The organism is Allomuricauda sp. TY007 (assembly GCF_010468565.1).
Classification (GTDB): domain Bacteria; phylum Bacteroidota; class Bacteroidia; order Flavobacteriales; family Flavobacteriaceae; genus Flagellimonas.
In genome coordinates this window covers 87,603-113,311 of the sequence record NZ_WUEG01000012.1, presented here as the reverse complement: position 1 = coordinate 113,311, position 25,709 = coordinate 87,603, and the positions used below count along the sequence as shown (strand labels likewise).

The window sequence follows — 25,709 nt, the reverse complement described above, 5'->3', positions numbered from 1 at the left end:
CATTTCTATTTAATATTAATCGGCCAATTTGGAGAGTTGTAACCAAAATTCCTCAATTTTTAAAACAGCCTTCATAAAATCATCCATATCTATAGGTTTGGTTACATAACTGTTCGTGTGATTTTCGTATGCCATATTGATGTCCCTTTGGTTCGAAGAGGTGGTGAGCATAATCACGGGAATCTTCTTTAAGGAAGGGTCTTGCTTTATTCTCTTGAGCACATCATGCCCGTTGAAAATGGGCAGATTGATGTCCAAAAGGATAAGATCGGGGCGAAGGGCATCTACAAACTTGTTCCTTTTAAAAAGAAAGTCCAGGGCATCGTTACCATTTTTTACGATACTGATATTGGTTCTGATCTTGCTCTCCTCAAAGGCATCAAGGGTCAGTACAATATCCCCTTCATTATCCTCGACCAATAATATGTGTACGGTTTTCATGACTTCTTCTTGTTTATAGTGAAATAAAAGGCACTTCCTTTTCCTGTTCTGGACTCCAACCAGATCTTGCCGCCCCAAGATTCCACATTTTTCTTGGATATGGCCAACCCCATTCCCGTACCACCATAGGTATCCCTGTCATGAAGTCGTTGAAAGATAATAAAAACTTTGTCATAAAAGCTAGAATCAATACCAATACCGTTATCCTTGATCTTCACTTGCCAGTGATCTTTCTTGTTGGACACGGTGATTTTGATCTGCGGGGGCACCCCTTCCCTTGAATATTTGATGGCATTGTCCATCAAACAATGCAAGGTCTGGGTCAATGGTGCCTTATAACAGGTGACCTTGGGAAGTTTTCCCTTGACAATCTTTACCGACTTTTCTTTTATCAATCTGCTCCGCAGTACTTCGTACTCTTCAATCAGCTCATTAAGATCAATGGTCTCGGGGTTCTCCTCCAATCTTCCTGCACGGGAGTATTCGAGAAGATCCAGAATGATTTGTTTCATTCTCTTGGCCCCATCGGTAGCAAAGTGGATGTACTGGTCTGCCTTTTCATCCAATTGGCCACTATACTTTCGTTGCAACTGGTTCAAAAAACTGGTGATCATCCGCAGCGGCTCCTGGAGGTCGTGTGAGGCTATAAAGGCGAACTGCTCCAACTGGTCGTTGGTAATTTCCAGGTCCTTGATGTTTTTTTTGAGCGCTTCGTTCAGTTCTTCCAATTCCCTTTCATGTTCGATGCGCTCGCTGATGTCCGTGATGGCTCCCACCATACGGATGGCCTCCCCCGACTCATTTCTGATAATTGCTCCCTTATCGATCACGGTTTTAAGCTGCCCGTTTTCGTGGACAATCCTATATTCCTTCTTCCAAAATTCCTTGGAAGGGTCTTGCAGGCTCTCCTTGAGGCTGGACTTAATTTCAGGTAGGTCGTCCGCATAAAAGCTGTCTTCCCATACCTCGCTTTCGTCCAAGCTCCTTTTGACCTTGTGCCCAAACAGTTTTTCAAAACCATAGCTTCGGTAGAAGACCTTGTTTTCAATGTCCCAGTCCCAAATTGCATCGGTGGTCGCCTCTGCCACCTTTTCAAAACGTTCGTTGGCCCGTAAGATCTCGATATCGGTCTCCTTGCGCAAGGTAATGTCCTTAAAATATACCGAAAGCCCTTCATTACTTGGATAGGCAGATACTTCGAACCATATATTCAGCGCGGGATAGAATTCTTCAAAAGTGACCATTTTTCCAGTAGCCATGGCCTTGTGGTACTGTGCATAGAACTCAAGCTCAACGGCATCGGCATATTCATCCCAAAGCCTTTTGCCCACAATGTCCTTTCTTTTCCTCCCCAGCACATGTTCGGCCTGTTTGTTCCAATAGGTGACCGTCCAATCTTTATCAACAGCAAAAAAAGCATCCCCAATACTTTCCAAAATCTGATGCTTTTCATTATAGGAGCGTTCCAATTCTTGGTTGGTCATGGAGGCTTCTATTGCCGTGGAAAGGTTGGTTGCTATTGTTCTTAAAAAGGAAGTATCATCTTGACTCCAATTTCTTTCGTTTTTACAGTCATCAAAACCAATAAAGCCCCAAAACTTCTTATTGACCCATAACGGGAATACTAAAATGGATTTGATGTCCTGTTCAAGAAGAAGCCTTTTGGTCTCTGTGTCCGGCATCTCACTGACTATGGCCTTGAAAGCCTTGTCTTGGGACAGAGGTTGCATAAAATCCTGTACCATACTAAAGGAAAGATTCTGGAGCATGGGGTTATTTATTTGGGAAGGCGCCCCTTCATTACTCCATTCCAAGCGCTGGCTGGTTTCCAGTTCTCCAGTTTTTTCATTGAGGGAGTTTTGGAAATAGTATATCCGATCCGCTTTAATACACTTGCCTACTTTCCCGAACGCTTTTTCAACTACTTTGAACCAGTCGTCATAATTAAGAAGCTCCGTGTTCATCTCGGCAATGATGTCCAGTTGTTCTGTCTTGTGCAAAATTTTCTCGTTTGCCTTCTTTTTTTGCGTGATGTCCCTAAAAAACACACTAATGCCCTCTTCCGATGGATAGGCATTGACCTCCAGCCAAAGGCCGTAATAGTCCTCAAAGGAGATGGGTTCACGGGTCTTGAGCACCTTGTTGTAGTTGGTGTAGGAAGGCAGGTCCACCGCATCGGGAAACATCTCCCAAAGGTTTTTACCGATCAGGTCTTCCCTTTTCACCCCTAGTAAGCGTTCCGCAGTTTTGTTCCAATAGGTTACGGTAAAGTCCTCCTTCATGGCGAAAAAGGCATCCCCGATGCTCTCCAGGATCATATTTTTCTCCCGAAAGGCCGTCTCTAGTGCCTCTGCGGCCCTTTTCCTTTCATTTATATTTTTAAAATAGACAGAAACACCGCCATTGGATGGGTAGGTATTGATCTCGTACCAAGCCCCATTGCCAGGATAGCGGTATTCAAAGCTTTCTGCCCTGCCCTTCTTGGCGACCCTTCTGTACACGGTTTCCAGTTCGGTGCCCAAGGCAGGGGAAAAAAGTTCCCAAATGTTTTTGCCCAATACCTCATCGCTTTTCTTACCTAGTAAATTTTCAGCCTCCTTGTTAAAGTAGGTGAAGTTCCAGTCCTTGTCCACAGCATGAAACGCATCCGATATACTACCCAGTATTTCCTGAAGCTGCAATTGGGTGGTTTTCATTGTATGGATGTCCTGTATACTTCCATATATTTTGGTACACACCCCATTTAAACGTTCACTTTTTCCAATGATCCGCACCCATTTTTCTCTTCCCGAACTGGTTTTTAACAGTACCTCTTGGTCGTATTCCGTGCCCTTTTCGATAAGTTCTTCGATTCCTTTTTCCACTCTGACCCTGCTTTCGGGGGTATAGAATTCCAGACCACCGCTCAAGGAGGCATCATAGTCCTCGTCCACCTCTATTATTTTTCGGACCATGGGCGACCAGTACATGGTATCGCCTCCAGGCTCTGAAAGCAGGTCCATTTCCCAGCTTCCGATTTTAGAAAGTTCCGAGGTTTCTTCCAAAAGATGGGTCAACTTGACCTCATCAGTGATGTCGAAGACCATGGAATTGAAAAGAACGGTGCCATCTGCCAATTTGTAGGGCGTCCCGTAGCCTTCGTGCCAACGAGCCTCGCCATTGGGCATAATGTATCGCCACCGACTATGCCATTGTTGAAGTGTTTCAATAGAATTTTGTATCTCTTGTACCAATGTTTCATAATCCCCCCCCTTTTTGATCTGATCCCATATAAGTTGAGAGTGTTTCTCGCATTCATCAGGGGCTAGGTTCCATATTTCTTGGGATTTTTGGCTAACGGACTGCATTTTGTCGGTTCCATCCGGATATAGATAGTATTGAAAAGTTACACCGGGCAAATCGTTGGTGATGGCCAAAAGTCGATGTTCGGCTTCCTTTAATTGGGTAATGTCCTGAAAGCTTCCATAAAGCCGGACACATTTTCCATTAACGGTTTCGGCCTGTCCCATGGCCCTTACCCACTTCTCATGGCCCTTGGCGGATATCAATGCTGCCTCGAACTCTATGGGCGACCCGTTTTCCATTGCTGCGCTTATGGCATTTTTGACCCTTTCCCTGTGGTTTTCCCTATAAAAATTAATGGCTTCTTCCAGCTCTGGCTCATAGCTCAGTGGGTCGGTATCATAAATTTGGTGCACCCCTTCCGACCATGTCAACTTTTCATGGATCATATCAATTTCCCAACCACCTATTTTGGCCAATCGGAATGAATTGGAGACCAACTCCTGTAATTTTTTGGACTCCGTGATATCTTTGGCCGTGGCGTAGACCACCCCTTCGTCCAACACTACCTTGCAGTGCCAACTGAGCCAGACGGGTTTGCCCGCTTTGGTGATGTAGCGGTTCTCGATCTCGAAGATTTCCTGTCCGTCCGTTATCTTTTGGAGCAGTCCATCGGAAATTCCCCTATCCTCGACATGTATAAACCTGTAGGCGGCAGAACCAACAATCTCAGATTCGGAGTAGCCCAGTATGTCGCACCCGGCCTTGTTTATTTTAAGGAAATTCCCATTGAAATCAAATAGGCAAATAAGGTCCGGCAGCGTCTCGAACAAGTACGTCAGGTCCTCCTCCAATCGTTTGCGGTTGATCTCCGACCCTAAGTAATCCTCCAATTTGGAAAGTACGGGAAAATGCACCTTGAACTGCTTTTCATTTTCAGGGGTGCCAACGGCCAATACGCCAACGATGGTGCCCCGGTGTTTTAAAGGAATGCCCAATACCGACTTTATGCCCGATTGTTGTGCAGCCCTTTTTCTTATAAAGAGTCCGTTCTGGTCAATGTTGCCCCAGAGCACCGATTGCTCGGTTTCCCATACCGTTCCGGGAAGCCCCTCGCCAAATTCCATCTCGCTGGTGTCCTTCGAGTGTTTGTAAAATGTTTCCCCAGCTTCATCTTTCCCGTACATGGCCGCGAACCGAAGGCTATTTTTGTGTGTGCTGGGCAACCAGACTTCGCAAAAAGTGAACCCACCGTGAAAGGTGACCAGTTTGCATACCTGTTCAAGGGAACTGCCCAGATTTTCATTGTCCTTGAAAGTGGTGCTGATCTTGGCAAGAAAATCCCTTTCGAGCTGGGCATTTATTTTTGATGAAACATCCCTTTGGATGGCAATATAATGTGAGATCCTACCTTGGGCATCCTTAACAGGTGAAGCTGCAATATTGATCCAGAACGGCGACCCATTTTTTCGATAATTGGTAATAATGACTTCGCAGGGTTTCCCTTCGGTCAAGGTTTTGTAGAACCGTTCCAATTCATTTCTGTCGGTCTTTGAACCTCTTAACATATCAGGGGTTCTGCCAATGATTTCTTCGGGGGTGTAGCCTGTCATTTGGGTAAAAGCCCTGTTCACATAAATTATTTTTGGACCTTCTTCTTCCAAAGGTCCCGAATCGGTGATCATAACGGCATCGTTGGTGTGGGTCACTACACTTTCCAACAGTTTAAGCCGTTGTTCCTCCGCTATTTGCGTTGTAATATCCTGGGCGGTTCCTTCAAAAGAGAGTGGTTTGCCCTTACTGTCCTTAATTAACCTGCCCTTTTCGTGAACCCACTTAATTTTTCCATCGCTGCAGATTATCCTATGAACAAAATCGAGTTCTTGTAACCCCTCCAAAGCACTCCCCTGCTCTTGGTCAAAAAGCAATCTATCATCCGGATGAATACTGTTATAAAAAGAATCGAAATTGACATTGAATTTATCTTTTTCCTCACCCCAAATATGATAAACTTCGTCCGACCATATTAATGTTCCTGTATCTATATCAAGTTTCCAGTAACCTAATTTGGCAATCTGCGAAGCCCTCATTCGCAAGTAATCGGTAAGAGATTGCTCCGAATTCAATTCTTCCGCATATTCCACGTTTGTGACAGTTACCATTATGCAATCCCTGTCCTGAAAAAATACCTTTTGGAAGGAGAATTTACATTTTATGGGGTTTCCCATCTTCCCAAAAACAATTGTCCTTTGAGACGAAGCTGTTTTCTTAGTGTCCAAATCATTGAACAATGTCGACAAATCCGGGTCACCAACATCAGATAAAAGATCTTGAAATGAGAGCGATAGAAATTCTTTTTTGGAGTATCCATAGAGGTCTAAAGCCGCCTTGTTCACTTCCAAAATTTTCTTGCTATCAATTTCATAGACCCAAATGGGCTGCGGGTTGTCATGGAACAATGGACTATAGTCTTTCATTTAGTTTAGGTAGGTTAAGGTTTGTTATTACAAGGAAATATAAACAATAATTTTTTGTAAATGTTTATACCTTAAGGAAATCAAATCCATGAAAATATGGTAACATATTTATTTTTTTCGGACAATTTATTCTATATCATCACCTTACGATTGACCGCCATGCATAAAATACTCTACATAAATACCATGGAAATAGAGATGGTTCCAAACGTACCTTTACCGAAAAGGCTTGGTGCTCTCTGTACCGCGTTTCGAAAGAGTAAAACTATGTTCAGTATAATGTTATGTCCCTTTTCTTAAGCATAATTGCCCCCAACCAAAGGTTGTGGTACCGACTTCCATCATTTTCGATGGTATTCCTTCTTGCAGTTCGTTGGAATCTTGAAATACTGGATCAATATGAGGTTTTGTGTTTTGGTCTGTTTTACCGTATAATTAATGCCAAATTGGCGTTTATGGAAATATGGCGATAGTTTTAAATTCATCAAAAAATAAAAAAGCCCTCCAAAAAAATCGGAGGGCTTTTTTAAATTATATGGTTTGAAGTTTATTTTGCTTCCGCAATTACTTCAAATGGGAATTCCACAATAACTTCCCTGTGTAGTCTGATAATAGCCTCGTAAGGACCAACTCTTTTGATAGCTCCACCTTTAATATTGATGAATTTTCTATCAATTTGGTGTCCTTCTTTGTCCAAGGCAGCAGCTAGGTCGATGTTTGTTACAGATCCGAATAATTTATCTCCGGCCCCGGCTTTTGCAGCAATCTTAATTTCCAATTGCTTCAAAGCATCAGCAACCTTAGTAGCCTCGTCGATTACTTTTTTCTCCTTGTGAGCTCTTTGCTTAAGGTTCTCGGCCAAAACTTTTTTGGCGGATGGTGTAGCCAAATCGGCCAAACCTTGTGGGATCAGGAAATTTCTGCCGTAACCGTTCTTTACGGTAACGATATCATCCTTAAATCCCAAATCCTGTACATCTTCTTTTAGAATAAGTTCCATTCTCTGGTGTTTTTTATTTCAACATATCGCCAACGTACGGCATTAACGCTAGGTGACGGGCACGTTTTACGGCCTGCGCCACTTTTCTTTGGTATTTCAAGGAAGTACCGGTTAGTCTTCTTGGAAGCAATTTACCTTGCTCGTTCACTAACTTCATCAAAAAATCAGGATCTTTGTAATCGATATACTTGATACCTGACTTCTTGAACCTACAATACTTCTTTTGCTTGCTGGTCTCAATGTTAAGCGGGGTCAAATATCTGATTTCCCCGTCTTTTTTTGATTTTGCTTGTTGCTCAATAGATGCCATACCCTATGCCTTTGCTTTTAGTTTGTTTCTTCTTTTTTCCGCCCAAGCAATTGCGTGCTTGTCCAATTTAACGGTCAAAAAACGCATAATGCGCTCGTCTCTTCTAAACTCTAGCTCATATGGGCCAATGGCCTCTCCTGGAGCTTGGAATTCGAACAAGTGGTAAAATCCACTTTTCTTGTGCTGAATGGGATAGGCCAATTTTTTTAGTCCCCAATCTTCTTTGGAGACCATTTTGGCACCATTCTTAATCAAGAAATCCTCAAATTTCTTGACTGTTTCCTCTATCTGTGTTTCAGACAGAACGGGATTCAAAATGAAAACAGTTTCGTAATGGTTCATTATAATATATTTTTAAAGGAGCGCAAAATTAACAATATTTCTTTCCCCCTGCAAGAAAAGTAGAAAAACTTCGTTTAAGTACAAGAGTTATCAACATTAAAAAACCAATAAACCTAAATAACATATATGGCAATTTACACAACAAAATAGACCATGTTTACATCTTTTGTTGTAGGTGAGCAGCTTTTTTATGTAATTTGCCGATGATTTAAAACCCTACAAATCACCCCATTCTATGAAATTAAAAAGTATAATTGTAGACGATTCCTCGATGCAGCGCATGGCCGTTGCAAAGTTGGTCAACAATCATCCACACCTTGCTTTGGTTGCTGAGTACAGCAATGCCATTGAAGCCAAAAATGGCCTTAAAAACCACGAAATCGACCTTATCTTTTTAGATGTTGAAATGCCGATCATTAATGGTTTTGACCTTTTGGAGGCCCTAGAGAACCCACCACAGGTTATTCTGATTACGGGAAAACCTGATTATGCACTTAAAGCTTTTGACTACGACGTAACCGATTACCTTCACAAACCCATCACCCTGGCCCGTTTTGAAGCCTCCGTAAAAAGAGCTGTTGCCAAATACGAGCAAATGAACCGGGTTGATGAGGATGAAGAGCATATCTTTGTAAAGAGCAACCTTAAAAAGCGTAAGGTAATCCTAAATGACATTAAATGGATAGAAGCATTGGGCGATTACATTAAATTGGTGACAGATGAAGCCAATATCGTAATCCTTTCCACTATGAAATCTTTTGAAAAGCAATTGCCCGCCGAAAAATTTCTACGCATCCATAAATCTTATATTGTGAATTTGGAGAAGATTGAGAAATTCAACAGTAAAAATGTTGAAGTAGGGGGCAGACAGATTCCATTGAGCAGAAACAAGAAAACAGAACTAGCCGAAGCGCTGGCCAATGTATAATTATATGTGGTCCACGTTGTAGACCAACCGTACACTTTTATACTTGGAAATAGCATTAAAGGATTTTTCAATTCTTTTAATGCTATTTTTTGTTTGTGCCAAGGACTGTTTTCGCGGAATCTTTATCATGATGTTTTTTAGATAATCCCTTCGGATTCTTGCCACGGGGGGATATTCTGGTCCAAGAATTTGTGTACCGAGTACATTGCGCAACGAACCCGCCATCCAATCCGAAGCTTCATTCAATTTATTGAAATCCTTATCCTTAAGAGTTATTTTGATAAGCCGCACCAAAGGTGGATACTTAAATTGTTCCCTTTCGTAAAACTGCTCCTTGAACATTCCATCATAATTGTTCGTGGTTACCTGCTGTAAAATTTGATGGTATGGATTATAGGTCTGAATAAGTACCTTCCCTCTTTTTTGGGTACGTCCTGCCCTACCCGCTACCTGTGTCAGCATTTGAAAACTCCGTTCATGGGCACGGAAATCGGGAAAATTGAGCATGGAATCTGCATTCATAATGCCAACTAGGCTCACATTTCTAAAATCGAGCCCCTTGGTCACCATTTGGGTACCGACCAAAATATCCATCTCTTGGTTTTCAAAAGATGAAATAATTTTTTCATAAGCATATTTTCCGCGTGTGGTGTCCAAATCCATTCGACCTACGGAAACATCAGGGAACAGTTGTCCCAATTCTTGCTGAATCTGTTCCGTGCCAAAACCCTTATTATCCAAAGTTGGACTGCCGCAGGCCAAACATGCCTGTTGCAACGCCATGTGATAACCACAATAGTGGCATCGAAGCTGATTTCTGTGCTGATGGTATGTTAAACTCACATCACAATTGGGACATTGGGCCACATGACCACAGGTAGTACATTCCACCACAGGGGCAAACCCCCTTCTATTCTGGAAAAGAATGATTTGTCCCCCTTCCTCAAGTGCCTCCGTAATGGCCTTGATAAGAATTTCGGAAAAATGCCCTTTCATTCTACGCTTTCGGGTAGCTTCTTTTATGTCCACCAGATTAATATCGGGCATCAACACATCACCAAATCTGTGCAAAATGGAAGCATAGCCGTATTTTTTGGTTCTGGCGTTGTACATACTTTCAATACTTGGAGTGGCTGACCCCAGAACAATCTTTGCTTTGTGAAGTGCTGCCAAAACCACGGCCGCGTCGCGTGCATGGTAACGTGGATCAGGGTCAAACTGCTTAAAGGAGCTTTCGTGCTCCTCATCCACCACTACCAATCCTAAATTGGTAAAAGGCAGAAATAGCGACGACCGTGCACCAAGTACGATTTGAGCTTTTTCTGTATTTTTTAAAACGTTGTTCCAAACCTCTACCCTTTCGTGAATGCTATATTTAGAATGATAAACAGATACTTGATGTCCGAAATAATGCCGTAACCGATTAATCAATTGGGATGTCAAAGCAATTTCAGGTAATAGATAAAGTGCTTGTCTTCCTTCATCCAAACATTTTTGAATCAGTTTTACATAAACTTCGGTCTTTCCAGATGATGTAACTCCATGCAACAATACCGGTTTTCCTTCATCAAACCCCATATTGATATCCTCCAAAGCATGATGCTGATATTCGTTTAAATCTACATGTTTGGATGCCTCGGAACGCTCGTCAAACTCCACCCTATCTTTTCGGATGTGGTACTCCTCCAAGATATTTTTATCGATCAATGCTTTGATCACCGCTCGGGAAGCCCCGCTCTCCTTTTCCAGTTCGGCAATGGGGATGGGTTTGGTGCTTTTGGCTTTCAACTGAAACAAGGACAGCACTACTTGACTCTGTTTGGGTGCTCTTGTAAGCTCGTTCAAAAGTTCGGCCAGTTGCTGTTCCTCCTCGTACTGTTCCGAAAGTTTAACGTAGCGCACCAATTTGGGCTTGTATTGCTCGTACAATTCTTCTTTCTGAAGTATAACGCCTTTGTGAACCAAGGTGTTTATCAACTTCATCACATTTTTTTTGTCCACAATATCGCTGACCTCGGAAATTTTTAAAGCGGTTTGATGCTGAAGTGCTTCGAATACCAAAAATTCATCATCCGTTAATTCCCTTTCGTCTACATCAGATTTTTTGTTGGGCAAAATAAGTGTTTCACTTTCTAACATAAATGCACTGGGCAGCGCACTTCTAATGACTTCGCCCAGGGTGCACATGTAATATTTCGCAACCCATTCCCAATGCTTTAATTGTATTTGGGTGACTACGGGGTATTCGTCAAGAATTTGATAAATTTCCTTGGGCTCGTATGCTTCAGGCGCATTTTGGTGCACGCGATAGGCTAGGGCGGTATATATTTTTGATTTGCCAAAAGGAACGGCTACTCGCATTCCTTCCTGTATAAATTCCGCTTCAGCCTGCGAGATTTTATAGGTAAATAGTTTTTCCAGAGGAATGGGAAGAACAACATCCAAAAAATAATCCATACGTTAATTCTCTAGTACCCTGTGCCATGTTTGGGTCCTGTACAAAAATGCCAGATAGCCTCGTACTTTTAGTCGATTTTTGTTATCATCATCCAACCAGACCCTTCCTTTAAAGGTCATTGCCTGTTCGGGGTCAAACAGCTTATCTCCCTTATAAACACCTTTGTTGTTTTTCTCAAAATCTTCCATGATTTTCATTCCAAGGATAGGCTTGTTTTTTCGGTCTCCTTCGCATTTGGTACACAAAGCACCTTTTTTCCCTTCTTCCAAAATTTCAACAACCTTGGCATGCATTAACCCGTCTTCTTTATATATCTCAATAATGGCCTTGGTGATTCCATTGCGGTCATCAATGGTTTTCCATTTTCCAAAAACGGTTTGGGACCAAGTTATCTGACAAAACAGAAAACATATCAGATACATCCATTTATTGCTCGTTTTGCTGCTTTTCATGTCTCTTTTTTAAGGAATTAAGTGTGGCGTTCAATTCAAAACCTAATAATAATATATTGGAATTTAACCATATAAACACCATTAAAATCAATAATCCTCCCAGCGCTCCATAAAGTTCGTTGTAACGAGCGAACTTCTCAACATAAATTCCGAAAAGATATGAGGTCAATAAAAACAAAAGGGTCGTAAGCAATGCCCCCGCTGAAAAAAAACGGGCTTGCCTTCCTTCTGCGGTACCAAAATAGTAAAGTATTGCCGTTGCCAGATACGAGATGCACAAAAAGAACAGCAGTTTTGCTATTTGGATGCCCACTGCATCTCCTTTTTCAATATCGGTTCCCAATGTCCTACCAAAAAATTCACTTGCGTTCTCCACAATGTAAAACTCAAAGTACACAAAGGCCACTGCTCCCAATATCAATAAGATGGAGAGAATGACTCCCACCATGAGCGCATAGGCATATTGGCGAAAGAAATTACGGGTGAGCTCTACGTGGTACGAGTATTCAAACCCTCCAAAAATGGCATTTACGCCATTGGCGACCAAAAATATGGACAGCAAAAAGGCCGAAGAGAGCAATCCTCCTTGTTTTTGGTCTTTTATCTGCTGGTAAATCTCACTAAAATATTCACTGGTGGCAGAAGGCAAAAAGGATTCCAAAAAGTTTAAAAACTGGGTGTCAAAATTGGCATTGCCCACACTTACGTAGGGAATGATAAAGGGTATAAGGGTCACCAAAAAGATTAGCAGGGGAAACAGTGCCAAAAAAATACTGAAAGCAATGGAACTTGCCCTTGTGGAAAGTGCGCCTTTCACGATTCCCACCAAATACATTTCAATCAAATCATAAAGAGAGAGCCCTTCAAAAGCTTTTAGCTTTATTTTTTTCAATAAGCGCACCAGCCAATTGATCACGGGTATTTTCTCCAATTTCTCCTCTATGGCTTTGGACATTTAAACGGCTTTTAAACTTAAATCCATATTGTAAACAGAATGGGTAAGCGCTCCTGACGATATGTAATCCACACCACATTCGGCATATTTACGGATGGTGTCCTCGGTGATGCCGCCTGAAGATTCGGTGAGGCACTTCTCCCCTATTCGTTGCACAGCTTCTCTGGTTTGTTCGTAATCAAAATTATCCAAAAGGATACGGTACACACCATCGGATTTCAATATCTCGTCCACCTCATCCAAATTTCTGGCTTCAACAATAATCTTCAAATCCTTCCCTTTTTCTTTTAAATAATCCTGTGTTTTTTGGATGGCTTTGGTAATTCCGCCTGCAAAATCGATATGGTTGTCCTTGAGCATGATCATATCGTAGAGGGCAAACCTATGGTTTTCACCTCCACCTATCTTTACGGCCCATTTTTCCAATGCTCGAATGCCAGGGGTGGTTTTTCGAGTATCCAGTATTTTGGTGCCAGTCCCATCCAAAAGAGAAACAAAATCCGCTGTTTTGGTCGCAATCGCACTCATGCGCTGCATGGCATTAAGTACAAGCCGTTCTGCTTTTAAAATACTTTGGGAACTGCCTTCCACATAAAAAACAATGTCGCCGTATTTGACCAATGCACCATCTTTAACTAAAACCTCCACCTTAAGTTCGGGATCAACATAGTTGAAAACTTGCTTGGCAAATGCTACGCCAGCAATAATCCCTTCGTCTTTCACCAAAAGTTTTGCCTTGCCTTGGGTAGATGCGGGAATACATGCCAAGGAACTGTGGTCGCCATCACCTACATCTTCCCTAACGGCGTTGGCAATGATCAAATCCAGTTCGTTTTGAAATTGTTCTTCGGAAATCATCCAATTGTGGTTTTAACGAAAATAGTAAAAACATTGCTGTTGTTAAGTAATTTAATTACTGAGTTATTGAGGTATTTGAACATGACACTCGTGGTTAGAAGCTAACTGGCTCAAGCCCAAGTTCAAACTCAAACTTGCGTATAGGAATTTGGTGTAATTCGTGTCAATTAATATTGGTAATGAGAGAAAAGATTAGATAGTTTCAGCCATTCAATTACTTCGTCATTTGTTCTTGAACTTGATTTTTGTACTTGAGTTTTATCGACTTACTTCTGACTTCCCTTTTTCACTATAATAATCTATTTTTGGGCATGCAGATTACTTTGATCGCCATTGGCAAAACCGATAAGTCTGAACTTGAAGAACTTATATCCGTTTACGAAAAACGGTTGAAACATTATATCAAGTTTCAGTTGGAGATAATTCCAGATATAAAAAACAGAAAAAATCTTTCCAAAGCCCAACAAAAGGAAAAAGAGGGCGGACTGATTTTGGCTCAACTACAACCTACGGACACCTTGATTTTACTCGACGAAAAAGGAAAACAATACAGTTCGATGGATTTTGCCCAGTTTTTGCAAAAGAAGATGAACAGTGGGATCAAAAACCTAGTTTTGGCAATAGGTGGGCCTTATGGCTTTAGTGATGCTATTTACGCCAAAAGTTCAGGCAAGATAAGTTTGTCCAAAATGACATTTTCTCACCAAATGGTACGGTTATTTATTGTGGAGCAAATTTATAGGGGATTCACCATTCTTCGGAACGAACCTTATCATCATCAATGATTGCATATTTAAACCGCTTCACTCAAAGAGTCAAGAGATACGGATAAGCTATGGAACTGGTCAATACCATTAAAAAACAGATGACTAAATTGATAATTTTGTACCTTTGGTAAAAAGCTGAATGCAATGAATTTAGAAGCTCGAAAAATAGAATTTGTACAAGAATTTTTAACGCTTCAAAGTGAAGAAGCTGTTTCTCGTTTGGAACAACTATTGAAAAAGGAGAGAAATGCTACTGACGAGCGAATATTTGAGCCTATGACCCAAGAAGAACTAGACAAACGAATTGACCAATCGGAATCTGATTTCCAAAACAATCGATTTAAAAACAGTTCTGAACTTTTAGCCAAATACAAATAATGCCGTTGAAAATAATTTGGTCTGAATTTGCCGAAACTAAACTTGACGAAATTTATGAGTATTACGAAAGGAAAACCAGCCCCAGTATCGCTAAAAAACTTCTGAAAGGAATTATCAATGAACCAAATAAATTGATAAGTGCACCACAAATCGGACAAGAAGAAGAATTGTTAAAGCACAGAGAAACTGAATATCGATATTTGGTTTTCAAAAACTACAAACTGATTTATTCTTTGGATCATCAAAACGGATTTATAAAAATTGCTGACGTTTTTGACACTAGACAAAATCCAACAAAGCTAAAACAAACAAAATAAAGTCAGTTGCCAACACATGTATGTGCAATAACAGCTGAATCTCTATCAATAAAGCACCCTAAATTTAATGGTGTTCTCGATTTTCTTGAGAGCCTTGATCACATCCTTATCATACTCCTTGTCCAAATCGGTAATCACATACCCTACATCGCTGTCCGTGGATAGGTATTGACCAGAAATATTGAGACCGTATTGCGCCAATATTTCGTTAATTTTGGCCATAATACCTGGAACATTGCGGTGGATGTGTAAAAATCGGTGTGCCTTGTTTTGTTTGGGCAACCTAATATTCGGGAAATTAACAGCGTCCACTGTATTTCCTGAGTTGATGTAATCCATGATCTTGTTTGGTACAAAATCAGCAATATCTCTTTGTGCTTCCTCAGTGCTTCCCCCAATATGTGGGGTAAGAATAACGTTGGACAAGCCTTGCAAAGGTGTTTCAAACGCTCCATTGCTGCGTGGTTCGGATGGGTACACATCAATAGCTGCACCACCTAGTTTCCCACTCTTCAGGGCACTTGCCAGTGCATCAATATCCACTACAAAACCTCTGGAAAGATTGATGAGCTTGGCACCATCTTTCATTTGGTTGATTTCTCGTTCCCCGATAAAGTTTTTATTGGCCTTATTATCATCTACATGAAGTGTAACTACATCAGAAACGGACAACAAATCCTCCAAAGTGTCACATTTTACGGCGTTACCAAGCGCTAATTGGTCGTTGACATCATAATAATATACCTTCATGCCCATGGCCTCGGCCAAAACGGACATTTGTTTACCTATGTTACCATACCCTACAATACCTAGGTTCTTACCTCTCACTTCTTGTGATCCAATGGCTGTTTTGTTCCATTCCCCGTTGTGAATTTCAGTACTACGTGGAAAAATGCTGCGCATTAGCATAATGGTCTGCCCAATGGCAAGTTCCACTACAGAACGGGTATTACTGTAGGGAGCGTTGAATACTACTACGCCCTTCTTTTTACTGTAATCCAAGTCTATTTGTGTAGTTCCAATGCAGAATGCACCGACCACCAACAATTTATCGGCGGCATCCAGTACTTTTTGGGTTACTTGGGTCTTGGACCTGATTCCCAATACGTGCACACCTTTGATGCGTTCGATAAGGTCTTCCTCAGAAAGGCTGGTTTTGATCAGCTCTACCGAAAAACCTTCTTCGGAAAGGTTTTCAAAAGCTGCGGGGTGTACATTTTCCAGTAATAGGATCTTAATTCTGTTCTTGGGGTATGATAAGTTTCTTGGCAAATCGTTCACAAATAAAAATTCATCTAGGTTAGGTGCTACGTGATCAGCATTATTCGTTGCTTTTTCACGATGTACATTTTCGGTATAGGCGAAAAATTTATGGGCAATACCGGCCTCGCGCATTACATAATCGCTGTAGCCATCGCCAATAACCTGGACTTCGCCTTCCAAGTCCAAGTTTTTTAAACACTCTATTTTGCCGTTATGGGCGGCCAAAACATTGGTTTCATCAAAGCCGATGATATTCCCTTCATCATCAAATGTAAAGGTGTTGGCATACACCCGGTCGGATGGAATATTGTACTCTTCAACAATAGGATCAATAAATTCCTTAAAACCACAGGAAATTACATAGATGTGGTCGGAAAACTCGTGAAAGAATTCCTTGTTCGATGCAATTGATTTCGAAATTTTTTGACGCAGCTCCACCACCAAGTCATCCAAATCACTTTTGTTGGCATTCAACAAACGGATTCTTTGTTCCAAGGATTCTGTAAAGGAAATATCCCCATCGATCCCCAAATTGGTTATTCTCTGTATCTCCGCTACAATCTCATCCCTTTTGGGGTTGTTTTGCAACGTCATTTCCGCCAAAACATCCAAAGCCTCAACCCGTGTGAGCGTACTATCAAAATCGAACACATATTTACGTGCTGTTTCCACCATGAGTCCTTCCAAAAAAATTAAGCCACAAAATTAAACATAAATTTCATCCTTATAATCGGAACCCATCAAAAACCTTACAGATTTGCGGATAAATCAAAAATCCATTACGATTTGTTTCAAATAGCACCTATTTTTTTGCAATCACGTATGGATTGACTTTAAATTCAAGTATCAAACTCAAGTTCAAGTTCAAACATCAAGTTTAAGTTTCAATAGCCCAACAAGTAGTTGGCAGTTGCAGTGGGCAGTCGGCAGTCTGAAGTCAGTCGGCAGTTTGTAGTCAATGAACGTATGGATTGCCCAGTCTTTAGTCTTTTTTCTTTTTTCTTGTTTCTTGTCTCCTGTGTCTTGTCTCTTATATCTATCCCCAACCAAGCTACATCCCAACCATCAAAACCAACGCCTTGTCAACTTGCAGTAGATATTATATTCCTTTCCGAACATTTTAGCGAGAACTTCCTCTTCGGGTTTAATCTGAAACCGATTCATATAGGACACAAAACCCGCCGCAATAATTGTGTTGAAGGCATTGCCCAACTTTAGCCCAAAGGCCAACAAAAAGAGGAGCATTCCCAAATACATGGGATTACGGGTAAATTTATAGATGCCATTGGTTATCAATTTGGATGCTTTATTTGGGTTCAATGGGTCCGTCGTAGTCTTTTTTACCATAAATTGGATTACGGAAATCAAGATTACCAAGCTCCCAAGACCGAACAAGGACCATATTAACAGCTTTTTCCCGAAAAAATCGAACTCACCTACTGGCAAAAATCTATCCAGAACATACATTATTCCTCCAAAAACCAACATTACCAAAGCTGGCGGCACTTTTATTTTCATAAAAATCGCTTAAAACTCGAAATTACTACTTTTGAAACTCAAAATAGAATCCTTTTTGATTTGAAACTAGTTTTTGCCACCCATAACGACCATAAGCTGAAAGAAGTCCAGCAATTACTTCCTGAAAACATAGAGCTGTTATCCCTAAAGGATATTGAGTGCTTTGATGAAATTCCCGAAACAGGCGATACCTTGGAGGAAAACGCAAAAATAAAAGCAGACTTTGTGACCCAAACCCATGGTTTAAACTGTTTTTCGGACGATACCGGTTTGCTGGTCGATGCTTTGGACGGTGCACCAGGAGTTTATTCCGCCAGATATGCGGGGGAACAAAAAAGCGCCAAGGACAATATGGCAAAATTGTTATCTAAACTAAAAGGGGAAAACGACCGTGCGGCACATTTTAAAACCGTGATCCATTTGAATCTACAAGGTAATAGTTACTCGTTTGAAGGTATCGTTGAAGGCGTCATCACAGAAGCGGAATGTGGTTCCGGCGGATTTGGTTACGACCCTATTTTTAAACCCAATGGGTTCGACAAAACCTTTGGCGAACTGCCATCCGAGACCAAAAACGCTATAAGCCACAGAGGTAGGGCCATTCAAAAATTGGTTGATTTCTTAAAAAAAAGTGTCTATTAGCTTGCACGGAATAAAATTAATGTACCTTTGCCGCTTTATTAACGCCGCCGGTATGGGCAAGGTGTTGTGATGGGCTTAAATGGGTTATACAAAAATCGCTCTATACAACACAAACATATTTGCGATTTAAGGTATACACCGCTATGACAAAATTTGAAGCCTTGGGGTTGGACAAACCCCTATTGGATGCTATTTCCGACCTCGGATTTGAATCCCCCTCAGAAGTACAAGAAAAATCAATCCCAATTTTATTGGATCAAGAAACCGATTTGGTGGCCTTGGCACAAACCGGAACAGGTAAAACTGCTGCATTTGGATTTCCAATGATTCAAAAAATCCAATCGGAAAGCAGAACCACACAAGGATTGATTCTATCCCCTACGCGAGAGCTTTGCTTACAGATTACAAATGAATTAAAACTCTATTCCAAATACATAAAGGGACTTAATGTGGTTGCCATTTATGGTGGCGCCAGCATTACCGAACAAGCACGACAAATTAAAAGAGGGGCGCAGATTGTTGTTGCCACTCCAGGTAGAATGAAGGATATGATCGGGCGAAACATGGTCGATATTTCCAAAATTGATTATTGTGTATTGGACGAAGCCGATGAAATGTTGAACATGGGCTTTTACGAAGATATCAAGGACATATTGTCCAATACGCCCCAAGAAAAATTAACTTGGCTTTTTTCGGCCACCATGCCCAAAGAAGTGGCTACGATTGCCAAAAAGTTTATGCACAAGCCAGTAGAGATCACTGTTGGATCTAAAAATGCAGGTGCATCCACCGTACAGCACGAATATTATGTTGTTGGCGGGCGTGACCGTTATGCGGCGCTAAAACGTTTGGCAGATGCCAATCCTGGCATTTTTTCTGTGGTGTTCTGTAGAACCAAAAGAGATACCCAACGTGTGGCCGAAAAGCTTATCGAAGATGGGTACAATGCCGGAGCCTTACATGGCGATTTGAGCCAAAATCAGCGTGATTTGGTAATGAACTCGTTCCGAAAGAAGCAGGTACAAATGTTGGTGGCAACCGATGTTGCTGCCCGAGGTATTGATGTTGACGATGTTACACACGTAATCAACTACCAATTGCCCGATGAAATTGAAACCTACACCCACCGTAGTGGACGTACAGGACGTGCCGGTAAATCCGGTATTTCCATGGTTATCATCACCCGTTCCGAGCTACGCAAGATCAAAGCCATAGAGAAAAAGATTCAGCAGGAATTCATAGCCAAACAAATTCCGGATGGCATTGAAATCTGCGAAATACAATTGTATCATTTGGCCAACAAGATCAAGGAAACCAAAATCAATAAAGAGATTGATAGCTACCTACCTGCCATTAACGATGTTTTGGAAGGTATTGACCGTGACGAGCTGATCAAAAAGATTGTTTCCGTAGAATTTACTCAGTTTTATAACTACTACAGCAAATCCAAAGACCTTAACAGTCAAGATTCCGGTAAGGAAAGGGGGACTTCCAAAGGAGATATTCCATCAGAAGGCTCAGTGCGTTATTTTATTAACGTTGGGGAACGCGATGGTTACGATTGGATGTCTTTGAAAGATTTCCTTCGCGATACTTTGAACTTGGAAAAAGAAGATATTTACAATGTTGATACCAAGGACACCTTCTCGTTCTTTAATTCCGATGCACAACTGACCGAATTCATTCTTCAAACCTTTACCGAGTTTAAAGTAGATGGCCGTTTTATTAATGTGGAAGTATCCAAAAACCCCGGCGGCAGCGGTGGTGGCGGAAAAGGAGGCAAAAAACGTCGCGGAAAAAAAGGCGGAGGATACCGCGGAGGGAATAAATCCTACAAAGGCGGAAAAAAAGGAAGTTACGGGAAAAAGGGAGGCAAGAAAAAGCAGGGCTTTTATTAGTTAATTCTATATTAAATGGTAAGTCTCTCCTATTTATTTTTCTTTGTTTAGTACTTTTATAGCTACAAAGGTTGCATGAGAAGATTACTACTTATACTACTGTCCCTAATCCCACTGCTCGGTTTTTCCCAAGTTGAAGACGAACAAAACCAAGAGGTAAAGGAGTTTACCGCCACAGTGATCAATGCCCAAACGGAATTTCCTTTGGAAAGTGTGCACGTGGTGAACCTGAACCAAGTAAAAGGCACTATTACAAACCAGAATGGGAAATTTACCATTCCTGCGGCGGTCAACGATACGCTTTACTTTTCGTATTTAGGATTTAAAACCCAAAAGGTAAGGGTCACCAACGATATGTTCCGGTTTGGAAATACCGAAATTGCATTGACGGAATTGGCCTATGCACTCGAAGAAGTGGTTGTAAGGCCATATCAACTTACGGGCTATCTGGAAATTGATGTCAAGAACCTTCCTGTGAACAATAATGCATACCAGTACAGTATTTCCGGTCTCAATACCAGTTATGAGGCCGGGAGCAAAAGTCCGAGTGCGGTAACCAAGGTTTTGGGAGCCATTCTTAATCCAGCAGACCTCTTGCGAAATCTTTTTGGAAAAAAACCAAGGCAAATGCGCAAGTTGCGACAAATCAAAGAGGATGATAATATTAGAGACCTCTTGGCTTCAAAGTTTGATAGGGAAACCCTTACCGAACTGCTTCAATTGGAAAAAGTGGATATTGAGGACATCCTCAACAACTGTAACTATTCCAAATCATTCATCAAAACAGCGAACGACCTTCAAATTTTGGATGCAATTTCCAGCTGCTACGAAGAGTACAAAGTACTGAACAGGAACCAATAAGCATCAACTAAGCACAGCTCTTGGGATAGTCTTGCCCCGCTATAAATAAATTTCATATTTACGTGGGCATTTTATAGCTTTAAACAAAATCCCGATCCATGAAAAAACTACTTGTAGTATTGTCAGTTCTACCTTTGTTTTTTGGCTGCAAGCAAGTTGAAAAAAAGCAGAAAGAAACCCAACTGGTTGAAAAAGTGGCACCCAAAAAGGAGGTGCCTTTTGTTTGGGAAGGTGCCAACATTTACTTTCTGTTGACAGATCGTTTTAATAACGGAAACCCTGAAAACGATGTGAATTTTGACAGAACCGAGGAAACTGGGGTTTTAAGAGGTTTTGAAGGTGGCGACATTGAGGGAATCACACAAAAAATTGAAGATGGCTATTTTACCGAATTGGGGATCAATGCCATTTGGTTTACGCCCGTAGTGGAACAAGTACACGGGGCAACCGACGAAGGAACTGGTAAAACGTATGGCTATCACGGTTACTGGGCAAAGGATTGGACTTCCATTGACCCTAACTTTGGAACGCGGAAAGACTTGGAAAAACTGGTAAAAACAGCGCACAGCAAAGGAATTCGTGTTCTTTTGGATGTAGTTTTAAACCATACCGGACCTGTTACGGAACAAGACCCTGTTTGGCCCGATGATTGGGTAAGAACCGGACCAAAATGTGAGTTTACCACCTACGAAAATACTACTGCTTGCACCTTGGTAGAGAATCTACCCGACATTCTTACCGAATTGGATGAAGCAGTTGTATTGCCCGATGCACTTTTGGCCAAATGGAAAGATGAGGGACGTTTGAGCAAAGAGCTGGATGAACTCCAACTCTTTTTTGAACGCACAGGATACCCAAGAGCACCTCGTTACTACATCATCAAATGGCTTACGGATTATATTAATGATCTAGGGGTTGATGGTTTCCGTGTGGACACTGTGAAGCACGTGAATGAAAATGCTTGGGCAGACCTTTACAAGGAGGCGAACTACGCATTTGAAACATGGAAGAAAAAGCATCAGCATAAAATATTGGACGACAATCCATTTTATATGGTAGGCGAAGTGTACAACTACGGTATTTCGGGCGGTCGTGAATTTGACTTTGGAGATAAAAAAGTGGATTTCTTTGATTATGGATTTAAGAGCCTTATCAATTTTGAACTCAAAAACGATGCGGACAAGAGCTACGAGACCATCTTTAAAAAATATAGCAAACTGCTCCACACCAAGCTAAAGGACAAGAGCATTCTTAATTATTTAACCTCGCACGATGATGGCGCACCCTACGACAAGGAAAGAACAAAACCCTATCGTACTGCCAATGTGCTGTTGCTTACCCCAGGTGCATCGCAAGTATATTATGGAGACGAAACATCCAGAGATTTAACCATTGAAGGAACACAAGGCGATGCCACCTTGCGCTCGTTCATGAACTGGGAAGATTTGGACAGCCTGCCCGAAACACAAAAAATTCACAAACACTGGCAAAAATTGGGTCAGTTCCGAGCAAATCACCCAGCAATCGGTGCCGGAAAGCACAAACGCTTGTCCAAATCGCCCTATGTATTTTCAAGAACCTATGTCAATGGTGAATATCGAGACAAAGTAGTTGTGGGGTTGGATTTACCTAAAGGTAAAAAGTCGCTTTGGGTAAAAGGGTTCTTTGGAGATGGCACTAAATTATACGACACCTATTCCGAGACCGAGGTTATTGTAACCAACGGAAAAGTGCTGTTGGATAATGATTATGATATTGCCTTGCTGGAACTTGTGGAATAATTCCTATTGCCTAGAGTGCAGTGCGATTCGATTCCCTTCTGAATCCAAAAACACTGCCATATAACCTACATCTGGGCTTATTTGGGGCTTTGATTGAACAATTTTACCTCCGTTCGGTTCAATACGGTCGAGTTCGTTTTGAACATCTAGACTATTGAAGTAAATCAACGCCCCTTTGCTTTTACTAGGTTTGTACCAATCCTTGTTCTGAATCAATGAACCTGAAGCACCTGGTTTTCCATGGTCTGCAGGAAACCACCCCATTTTTGTGCCCCCAAAATCCTGTAACTTTATATCAACCTGAAAAACAGCTTCATAAAACGATTTTGCTCGTTCCATATCCTTAACGGGAATCTCGAACCAGCCTACCATATTAAAATCCATAGCTTATTTATTTTCCAATATTTCCTTTAAACTCGCCAGACCTTCTTCAAAATCTTTTCCCACTGCTTTGTCCATGTTCATGAACAGCATCATAATGCTCATGGGGAACTTGTTTCTTCCGGAGAAACCCCAAACTACCTTGGTTGTGTTCTCATCAATATCTTTTGTAGTAATGTAGGCATCGGATGTAGACTTAAAAGGTTTCAAAAACCGAAGTTCGGATTCAATTCGCTCGCCTTCCACAATTTTTGTGATTTCCTGCTCCCCTTCCCCTACTTCTTTGTTGCCTTTCCAATAGTTAATGGCTCCTACCTCACCATCCGTTCCCGTAAACTTTTTTTTCATATTGGGGTCACGTTTTCCCCACGGAGACCATTCATCCTGTCCTTTCAAGGATTTGAGATACTCAAAAACAACGCTTTTGGGTTTGGAAATTTCTATAGAGCGGGAGACATTGTAGTTTTTTGGGGCGATAGCTGCCAAAATAATGATCAACAACACTATACCTAAAACAATATATAGCACAATCATAGCTGTAATTTATTGGTTATCAACTAAAAATACGAAATTTATTTACTTGGAAAGGTATCTTTTTATGATGCCCTCGACATCTTTTATGGATTTTTTGGTCCAATCCAATCGTTTTTCAAACACCTCTATATCGGTTAATTGCCAATTTAGGTCGGAATCGCGCACTTTTTGTGCCAATTGTTGGATGATGATGGCCGCTGAAACGGAAACATTCAAACTTTCGGAAAAGCCCACCATGGGAATTTTAAGGAATTCGTCGGCCTGCTGCATTATCTCTACTGACAACCCTTCTTTTTCGGTTCCAAAGAAAATTGCCGATTTCATGGCTGGGAAAAAATCAGGCAGGATAGTTGAATCGTTGTGCGGTGTAGTCGCTATAATTTGGTAACCACCTTTCTTTAATTTGGAGATACAATCGGTCGTGGTTTGGTAGCGATGCACATCTACCCACTGTTCGGCTCCCATGGCTATATTTTTGTCCAAACGTTTGCCAAAACGATCCTCTATCACATGTACGTCCTGTACCCCAAAAACATCACAACTGCGAATTATGGCACTGGTATTGTGCAATTGATATACATCTTCAATGGCCACCGTAATATGTTTGGTACGCTGTTGGAGAACATCCAAAAAACGTTGTTTTCGTTCATCGGTGAGATAAGTCTCCAGATATGTCAACAAATCATGGTCAAACATAAAACCAAGATAGGAAAAAATGATATTTTGATTTCTTGGCAAAGGGATTTGCTATCTTAGAAGCAAATTGATTTTCCATACTTAAAATACCAACACACATAGATGAACACTAAAACCCTAACCCTGTTAATTTGCTCTTTATATGGAGTTCTGCTAATTGCCCAAAAACCAACAGAAAAACAGAACAATCCCATTTTTGAAGGATGGTATGCCGACCCCGAAGGCATTGTATTTGGAGATACATACTGGGTCTACCCTACCTTTTCAGATGATTATGACAAACAGCTTCATTTTGATGCATTTTCATCCAAGGATTTAATAAACTGGGAAAAGCACAAGCGCATTTTGGACACCACTAAAATTAAATGGCTCAAACAGGCATTGTGGGCACCGTCCATCATAGAAAAGGACAGTAAGTATTACCTGTTTTTTGGCGCCAATGACATTCAACGGCCAGGAAGAAGCTCCTATGACCCCAATAACGACATTAATCATTATGGAGGAATCGGTGTGGCCGTGGCCGATAGTCCCGAAGGCCCTTTCGAAGATTATTTGGGTGAACCTTTGATTTCAGACTTTTACAACGACGCCCAACCCATTGACCAATTTGTTTTTAAGGATGTGGACGGTACCCATTATTTTTTCTATGGAGGTTGGAGCCATTGCAACCTTGGCATACTCAATGAAGATTTTACGGGCTTTGAGCCTTGGGAAGATGGTAGTCTGTTCAAAGAAATTACACCCGAAGGTTATGTGGAAGGCCCGTTCATGTTTTTGCGAAACGGCATTTACTATTTTATGTGGTCCGAAGGCAATTGGACCGATGGCAGTTACAAAGTGGCCTACGCCATGGCAGACAAACCAACAGGCCCCTATAAGCGCATCGGAACCATTTTGGAATCCAAAGAAGGGGATATTGCCACCGGGGCTGGGCATCACTCCGTAATCAACAAACCGGGAACGGATGAATGGATCATTGTATACCACCGAAGACCTATTCCCAACAAAGACCGCGACCACAGGGTTACATGCATGGACAAGATGGAATTCAACCCCGATGGCACCATAAAACCAGTGATTATGACTTTTGAGGGTGTTGGCGGCAACTAAGTTTCTTAAACCTGTTTAAGTTTTATCAGAATTATGCTGGATACATTTGTCTTGATTAAT

23 protein-coding genes are annotated in these 25,709 nt (G+C 41.4%); 9 read left to right on the top strand and 14 right to left on the bottom strand.

The window, feature by feature from the left end; all coding sequences use genetic code 11:
• Positions 1–15: 15 nt before the first annotated feature.
• From GO009_RS13345 to rpsF, 5 genes are all read right to left on the bottom strand, one after another.
• Positions 16–441, bottom strand: a complete 426-nt coding sequence (locus GO009_RS13345) for a response regulator (protein WP_163626738.1) — start codon at positions 439–441, stop codon at positions 16–18.
• On the bottom strand, positions 438–6,200 hold the full coding sequence (locus tag GO009_RS13340) for a PAS domain S-box protein (protein ID WP_163626737.1): 5,763 nt from the start codon (positions 6,198–6,200) through the stop codon (positions 438–440). The genes GO009_RS13345 and GO009_RS13340 overlap by 4 nt, the downstream gene beginning before the upstream one ends.
• A 547-nt stretch (positions 6,201–6,747) precedes the next feature.
• Positions 6,748–7,200, bottom strand: coding sequence for a 50S ribosomal protein L9 (gene rplI, locus GO009_RS13335; protein WP_163626736.1), 453 nt, complete (start codon positions 7,198–7,200; stop codon positions 6,748–6,750).
• Positions 7,201–7,213: 13 nt separating this feature from the next.
• Positions 7,214–7,510, bottom strand: coding sequence for a 30S ribosomal protein S18 (gene rpsR / locus GO009_RS13330; RefSeq protein ID WP_014031368.1), 297 nt, complete (start codon positions 7,508–7,510; stop codon positions 7,214–7,216).
• 3 nt (positions 7,511–7,513) lie between these two features.
• Complete coding sequence (gene rpsF / locus GO009_RS13325) at positions 7,514–7,852, bottom strand: 30S ribosomal protein S6 (RefSeq protein WP_014031369.1); 339 nt, start codon at positions 7,850–7,852, stop codon at positions 7,514–7,516.
• A 235-nt stretch (positions 7,853–8,087) separates the two neighbouring features.
• On the opposite strand from rpsF, the gene GO009_RS13320 reads away from it, so the two are divergent.
• On the top strand, positions 8,088–8,780 hold the full coding sequence (locus GO009_RS13320; protein WP_014031370.1) for a LytTR family DNA-binding domain-containing protein: 693 nt from the start codon (positions 8,088–8,090) through the stop codon (positions 8,778–8,780).
• On the opposite strand, the gene priA is transcribed toward GO009_RS13320, so the two are convergent.
• Genes priA through nadC form a run of 4 tightly spaced genes read right to left on the bottom strand, consistent with a single transcriptional unit; the run spans position 8,781 to position 13,503 of the window.
• Positions 8,781–11,237 (bottom strand): primosomal protein N', encoded by a 2,457-nt coding sequence (gene priA, locus GO009_RS13315; RefSeq protein ID WP_163626735.1) that lies wholly within the window; start codon positions 11,235–11,237, stop codon positions 8,781–8,783. It abuts the gene before it with no gap.
• 3 nt (positions 11,238–11,240) lie between these two features.
• Positions 11,241–11,690, bottom strand: coding sequence for a DUF2147 domain-containing protein (locus GO009_RS13310; protein ID WP_163626734.1), 450 nt, complete (start codon positions 11,688–11,690; stop codon positions 11,241–11,243).
• Positions 11,665–12,645, bottom strand: coding sequence for a YihY/virulence factor BrkB family protein (locus GO009_RS13305; protein WP_163626733.1), 981 nt, complete (start codon positions 12,643–12,645; stop codon positions 11,665–11,667). Before GO009_RS13305 ends, GO009_RS13310 begins: the two co-directional genes overlap by 26 nt.
• On the bottom strand, positions 12,646–13,503 hold the full coding sequence (gene nadC, locus GO009_RS13300; RefSeq protein ID WP_163626732.1) for a carboxylating nicotinate-nucleotide diphosphorylase: 858 nt from the start codon (positions 13,501–13,503) through the stop codon (positions 12,646–12,648).
• A 311-nt stretch (positions 13,504–13,814) separates the two neighbouring features.
• Between nadC and rlmH the strand changes: the two genes are divergently transcribed.
• From rlmH to GO009_RS13285, 3 genes are all read left to right on the top strand, one after another.
• Complete coding sequence (rlmH, locus tag GO009_RS13295) at positions 13,815–14,288, top strand: 23S rRNA (pseudouridine(1915)-N(3))-methyltransferase RlmH (RefSeq protein ID WP_163626731.1); 474 nt, start codon at positions 13,815–13,817, stop codon at positions 14,286–14,288.
• A gap of 126 nt (positions 14,289–14,414) precedes the next feature.
• On the top strand, positions 14,415–14,648 hold the full coding sequence (locus GO009_RS13290) for a hypothetical protein (RefSeq protein ID WP_163626730.1): 234 nt from the start codon (positions 14,415–14,417) through the stop codon (positions 14,646–14,648).
• Positions 14,648–14,965, top strand: coding sequence for a type II toxin-antitoxin system RelE/ParE family toxin (locus GO009_RS13285; protein ID WP_163626729.1), 318 nt, complete (start codon positions 14,648–14,650; stop codon positions 14,963–14,965). The genes GO009_RS13290 and GO009_RS13285 overlap by 1 nt, the downstream gene beginning before the upstream one ends.
• Before the next feature lie 45 nt (positions 14,966–15,010).
• On the opposite strand, the gene serA is transcribed toward GO009_RS13285, so the two are convergent.
• Positions 15,011–16,903: a phosphoglycerate dehydrogenase gene (gene serA / locus GO009_RS13280; protein WP_163626751.1), complete on the bottom strand. Its 1,893-nt coding sequence runs from the start codon at positions 16,901–16,903 to the stop codon at positions 15,011–15,013.
• Between the two features lie 390 nt (positions 16,904–17,293).
• Positions 17,294–17,746: an isoprenylcysteine carboxylmethyltransferase family protein gene (locus GO009_RS13275; protein WP_163626728.1), complete on the bottom strand. Its 453-nt coding sequence runs from the start codon at positions 17,744–17,746 to the stop codon at positions 17,294–17,296.
• Between the two features lie 60 nt (positions 17,747–17,806).
• Here GO009_RS13275 and GO009_RS13270 point away from each other — a divergent pair, with 60 nt between their 5' ends.
• The 4 genes from GO009_RS13270 (at position 17,807) to GO009_RS13255 (ending at position 22,928) form a co-directional block, all read left to right on the top strand.
• Positions 17,807–18,388, top strand: coding sequence for a non-canonical purine NTP diphosphatase (locus tag GO009_RS13270; protein WP_163626727.1), 582 nt, complete (start codon positions 17,807–17,809; stop codon positions 18,386–18,388).
• A 143-nt stretch (positions 18,389–18,531) separates the two neighbouring features.
• On the top strand, positions 18,532–20,286 hold the full coding sequence (locus GO009_RS13265) for a DEAD/DEAH box helicase (RefSeq protein ID WP_163626726.1): 1,755 nt from the start codon (positions 18,532–18,534) through the stop codon (positions 20,284–20,286).
• A 75-nt stretch (positions 20,287–20,361) separates the two neighbouring features.
• The gene (locus GO009_RS13260; RefSeq protein ID WP_163626725.1) at positions 20,362–21,147 is read left to right on the top strand and encodes a carboxypeptidase-like regulatory domain-containing protein; all 786 of its coding nucleotides are present in this window, start codon (positions 20,362–20,364) and stop codon (positions 21,145–21,147) included.
• A 98-nt stretch (positions 21,148–21,245) separates the two neighbouring features.
• A complete protein-coding gene (locus tag GO009_RS13255; RefSeq protein ID WP_163626724.1) occupies positions 21,246–22,928 on the top strand; it encodes an alpha-amylase family glycosyl hydrolase in 1,683 nt (560 codons plus the stop codon).
• Between the two features lie 3 nt (positions 22,929–22,931).
• Here GO009_RS13255 and GO009_RS13250 read toward each other — a convergent pair whose 3' ends face one another.
• The 3 genes from GO009_RS13250 to GO009_RS13240 are packed head-to-tail and all read right to left on the bottom strand — an operon-like array spanning position 22,932 to position 24,539.
• Positions 22,932–23,312: a VOC family protein gene (locus tag GO009_RS13250; RefSeq protein WP_239057467.1), complete on the bottom strand. Its 381-nt coding sequence runs from the start codon at positions 23,310–23,312 to the stop codon at positions 22,932–22,934.
• A 3-nt stretch (positions 23,313–23,315) separates the two neighbouring features.
• Complete coding sequence (locus GO009_RS13245) at positions 23,316–23,843, bottom strand: SRPBCC family protein (protein WP_163626723.1); 528 nt, start codon at positions 23,841–23,843, stop codon at positions 23,316–23,318.
• 42 nt (positions 23,844–23,885) lie between these two features.
• Positions 23,886–24,539 (bottom strand): RNA methyltransferase, encoded by a 654-nt coding sequence (locus tag GO009_RS13240; RefSeq protein ID WP_163626722.1) that lies wholly within the window; start codon positions 24,537–24,539, stop codon positions 23,886–23,888.
• A 102-nt stretch (positions 24,540–24,641) separates the two neighbouring features.
• Between GO009_RS13240 and GO009_RS13235 the strand changes: the two genes are divergently transcribed.
• The gene (locus tag GO009_RS13235) at positions 24,642–25,649 is read left to right on the top strand and encodes a glycoside hydrolase family 43 protein (protein WP_163626721.1); all 1,008 of its coding nucleotides are present in this window, start codon (positions 24,642–24,644) and stop codon (positions 25,647–25,649) included.
• The last annotated feature ends 60 nt before the right edge of the window (positions 25,650–25,709 follow it).

What these genes read in the sequence shown, in the direction of transcription:
- GO009_RS13320 (WP_014031370.1), top strand. Translation starts at nt 8,088, where the DNA reads ATGAAATTAAAAAGTATAATTGTAGACGATTCCTCGATGCAGCGCATG.
- GO009_RS13240 (WP_163626722.1), bottom strand. Translation starts at nt 24,539, where the DNA reads ATGTTTGACCATGATTTGTTGACATATCTGGAGACTTATCTCACCGAT.
- GO009_RS13310 (WP_163626734.1), bottom strand. Translation starts at nt 11,690, where the DNA reads ATGAAAAGCAGCAAAACGAGCAATAAATGGATGTATCTGATATGTTTT.
- rplI (WP_163626736.1), bottom strand. Translation starts at nt 7,200, where the DNA reads ATGGAACTTATTCTAAAAGAAGATGTACAGGATTTGGGATTTAAGGAT.
- GO009_RS13290 (WP_163626730.1), top strand. Translation starts at nt 14,415, where the DNA reads ATGAATTTAGAAGCTCGAAAAATAGAATTTGTACAAGAATTTTTAACG.
- serA (WP_163626751.1), bottom strand. Translation starts at nt 16,903, where the DNA reads ATGGTGGAAACAGCACGTAAATATGTGTTCGATTTTGATAGTACGCTC.
- priA (WP_163626735.1), bottom strand. Translation starts at nt 11,237, where the DNA reads ATGGATTATTTTTTGGATGTTGTTCTTCCCATTCCTCTGGAAAAACTA.
- rpsR (WP_014031368.1), bottom strand. Translation starts at nt 7,510, where the DNA reads ATGGCATCTATTGAGCAACAAGCAAAATCAAAAAAAGACGGGGAAATC.
- rpsF (WP_014031369.1), bottom strand. Translation starts at nt 7,852, where the DNA reads ATGAACCATTACGAAACTGTTTTCATTTTGAATCCCGTTCTGTCTGAA.
- GO009_RS13265 (WP_163626726.1), top strand. Translation starts at nt 18,532, where the DNA reads ATGACAAAATTTGAAGCCTTGGGGTTGGACAAACCCCTATTGGATGCT.
- GO009_RS13345 (WP_163626738.1), bottom strand. Translation starts at nt 441, where the DNA reads ATGAAAACCGTACACATATTATTGGTCGAGGATAATGAAGGGGATATT.
- GO009_RS13275 (WP_163626728.1), bottom strand. Translation starts at nt 17,746, where the DNA reads ATGAAAATAAAAGTGCCGCCAGCTTTGGTAATGTTGGTTTTTGGAGGA.
- GO009_RS13255 (WP_163626724.1), top strand. Translation starts at nt 21,246, where the DNA reads ATGAAAAAACTACTTGTAGTATTGTCAGTTCTACCTTTGTTTTTTGGC.
- GO009_RS13285 (WP_163626729.1), top strand. Translation starts at nt 14,648, where the DNA reads ATGCCGTTGAAAATAATTTGGTCTGAATTTGCCGAAACTAAACTTGAC.
- GO009_RS13245 (WP_163626723.1), bottom strand. Translation starts at nt 23,843, where the DNA reads ATGATTGTGCTATATATTGTTTTAGGTATAGTGTTGTTGATCATTATT.
- rlmH (WP_163626731.1), top strand. Translation starts at nt 13,815, where the DNA reads ATGCAGATTACTTTGATCGCCATTGGCAAAACCGATAAGTCTGAACTT.
- nadC (WP_163626732.1), bottom strand. Translation starts at nt 13,503, where the DNA reads ATGATTTCCGAAGAACAATTTCAAAACGAACTGGATTTGATCATTGCC.
- GO009_RS13235 (WP_163626721.1), top strand. Translation starts at nt 24,642, where the DNA reads ATGAACACTAAAACCCTAACCCTGTTAATTTGCTCTTTATATGGAGTT.
- GO009_RS13340 (WP_163626737.1), bottom strand. Translation starts at nt 6,200, where the DNA reads ATGAAAGACTATAGTCCATTGTTCCATGACAACCCGCAGCCCATTTGG.
- GO009_RS13250 (WP_239057467.1), bottom strand. Translation starts at nt 23,312, where the DNA reads ATGGATTTTAATATGGTAGGCTGGTTCGAGATTCCCGTTAAGGATATG.
- GO009_RS13305 (WP_163626733.1), bottom strand. Translation starts at nt 12,645, where the DNA reads ATGTCCAAAGCCATAGAGGAGAAATTGGAGAAAATACCCGTGATCAAT.
- GO009_RS13260 (WP_163626725.1), top strand. Translation starts at nt 20,362, where the DNA reads ATGAGAAGATTACTACTTATACTACTGTCCCTAATCCCACTGCTCGGT.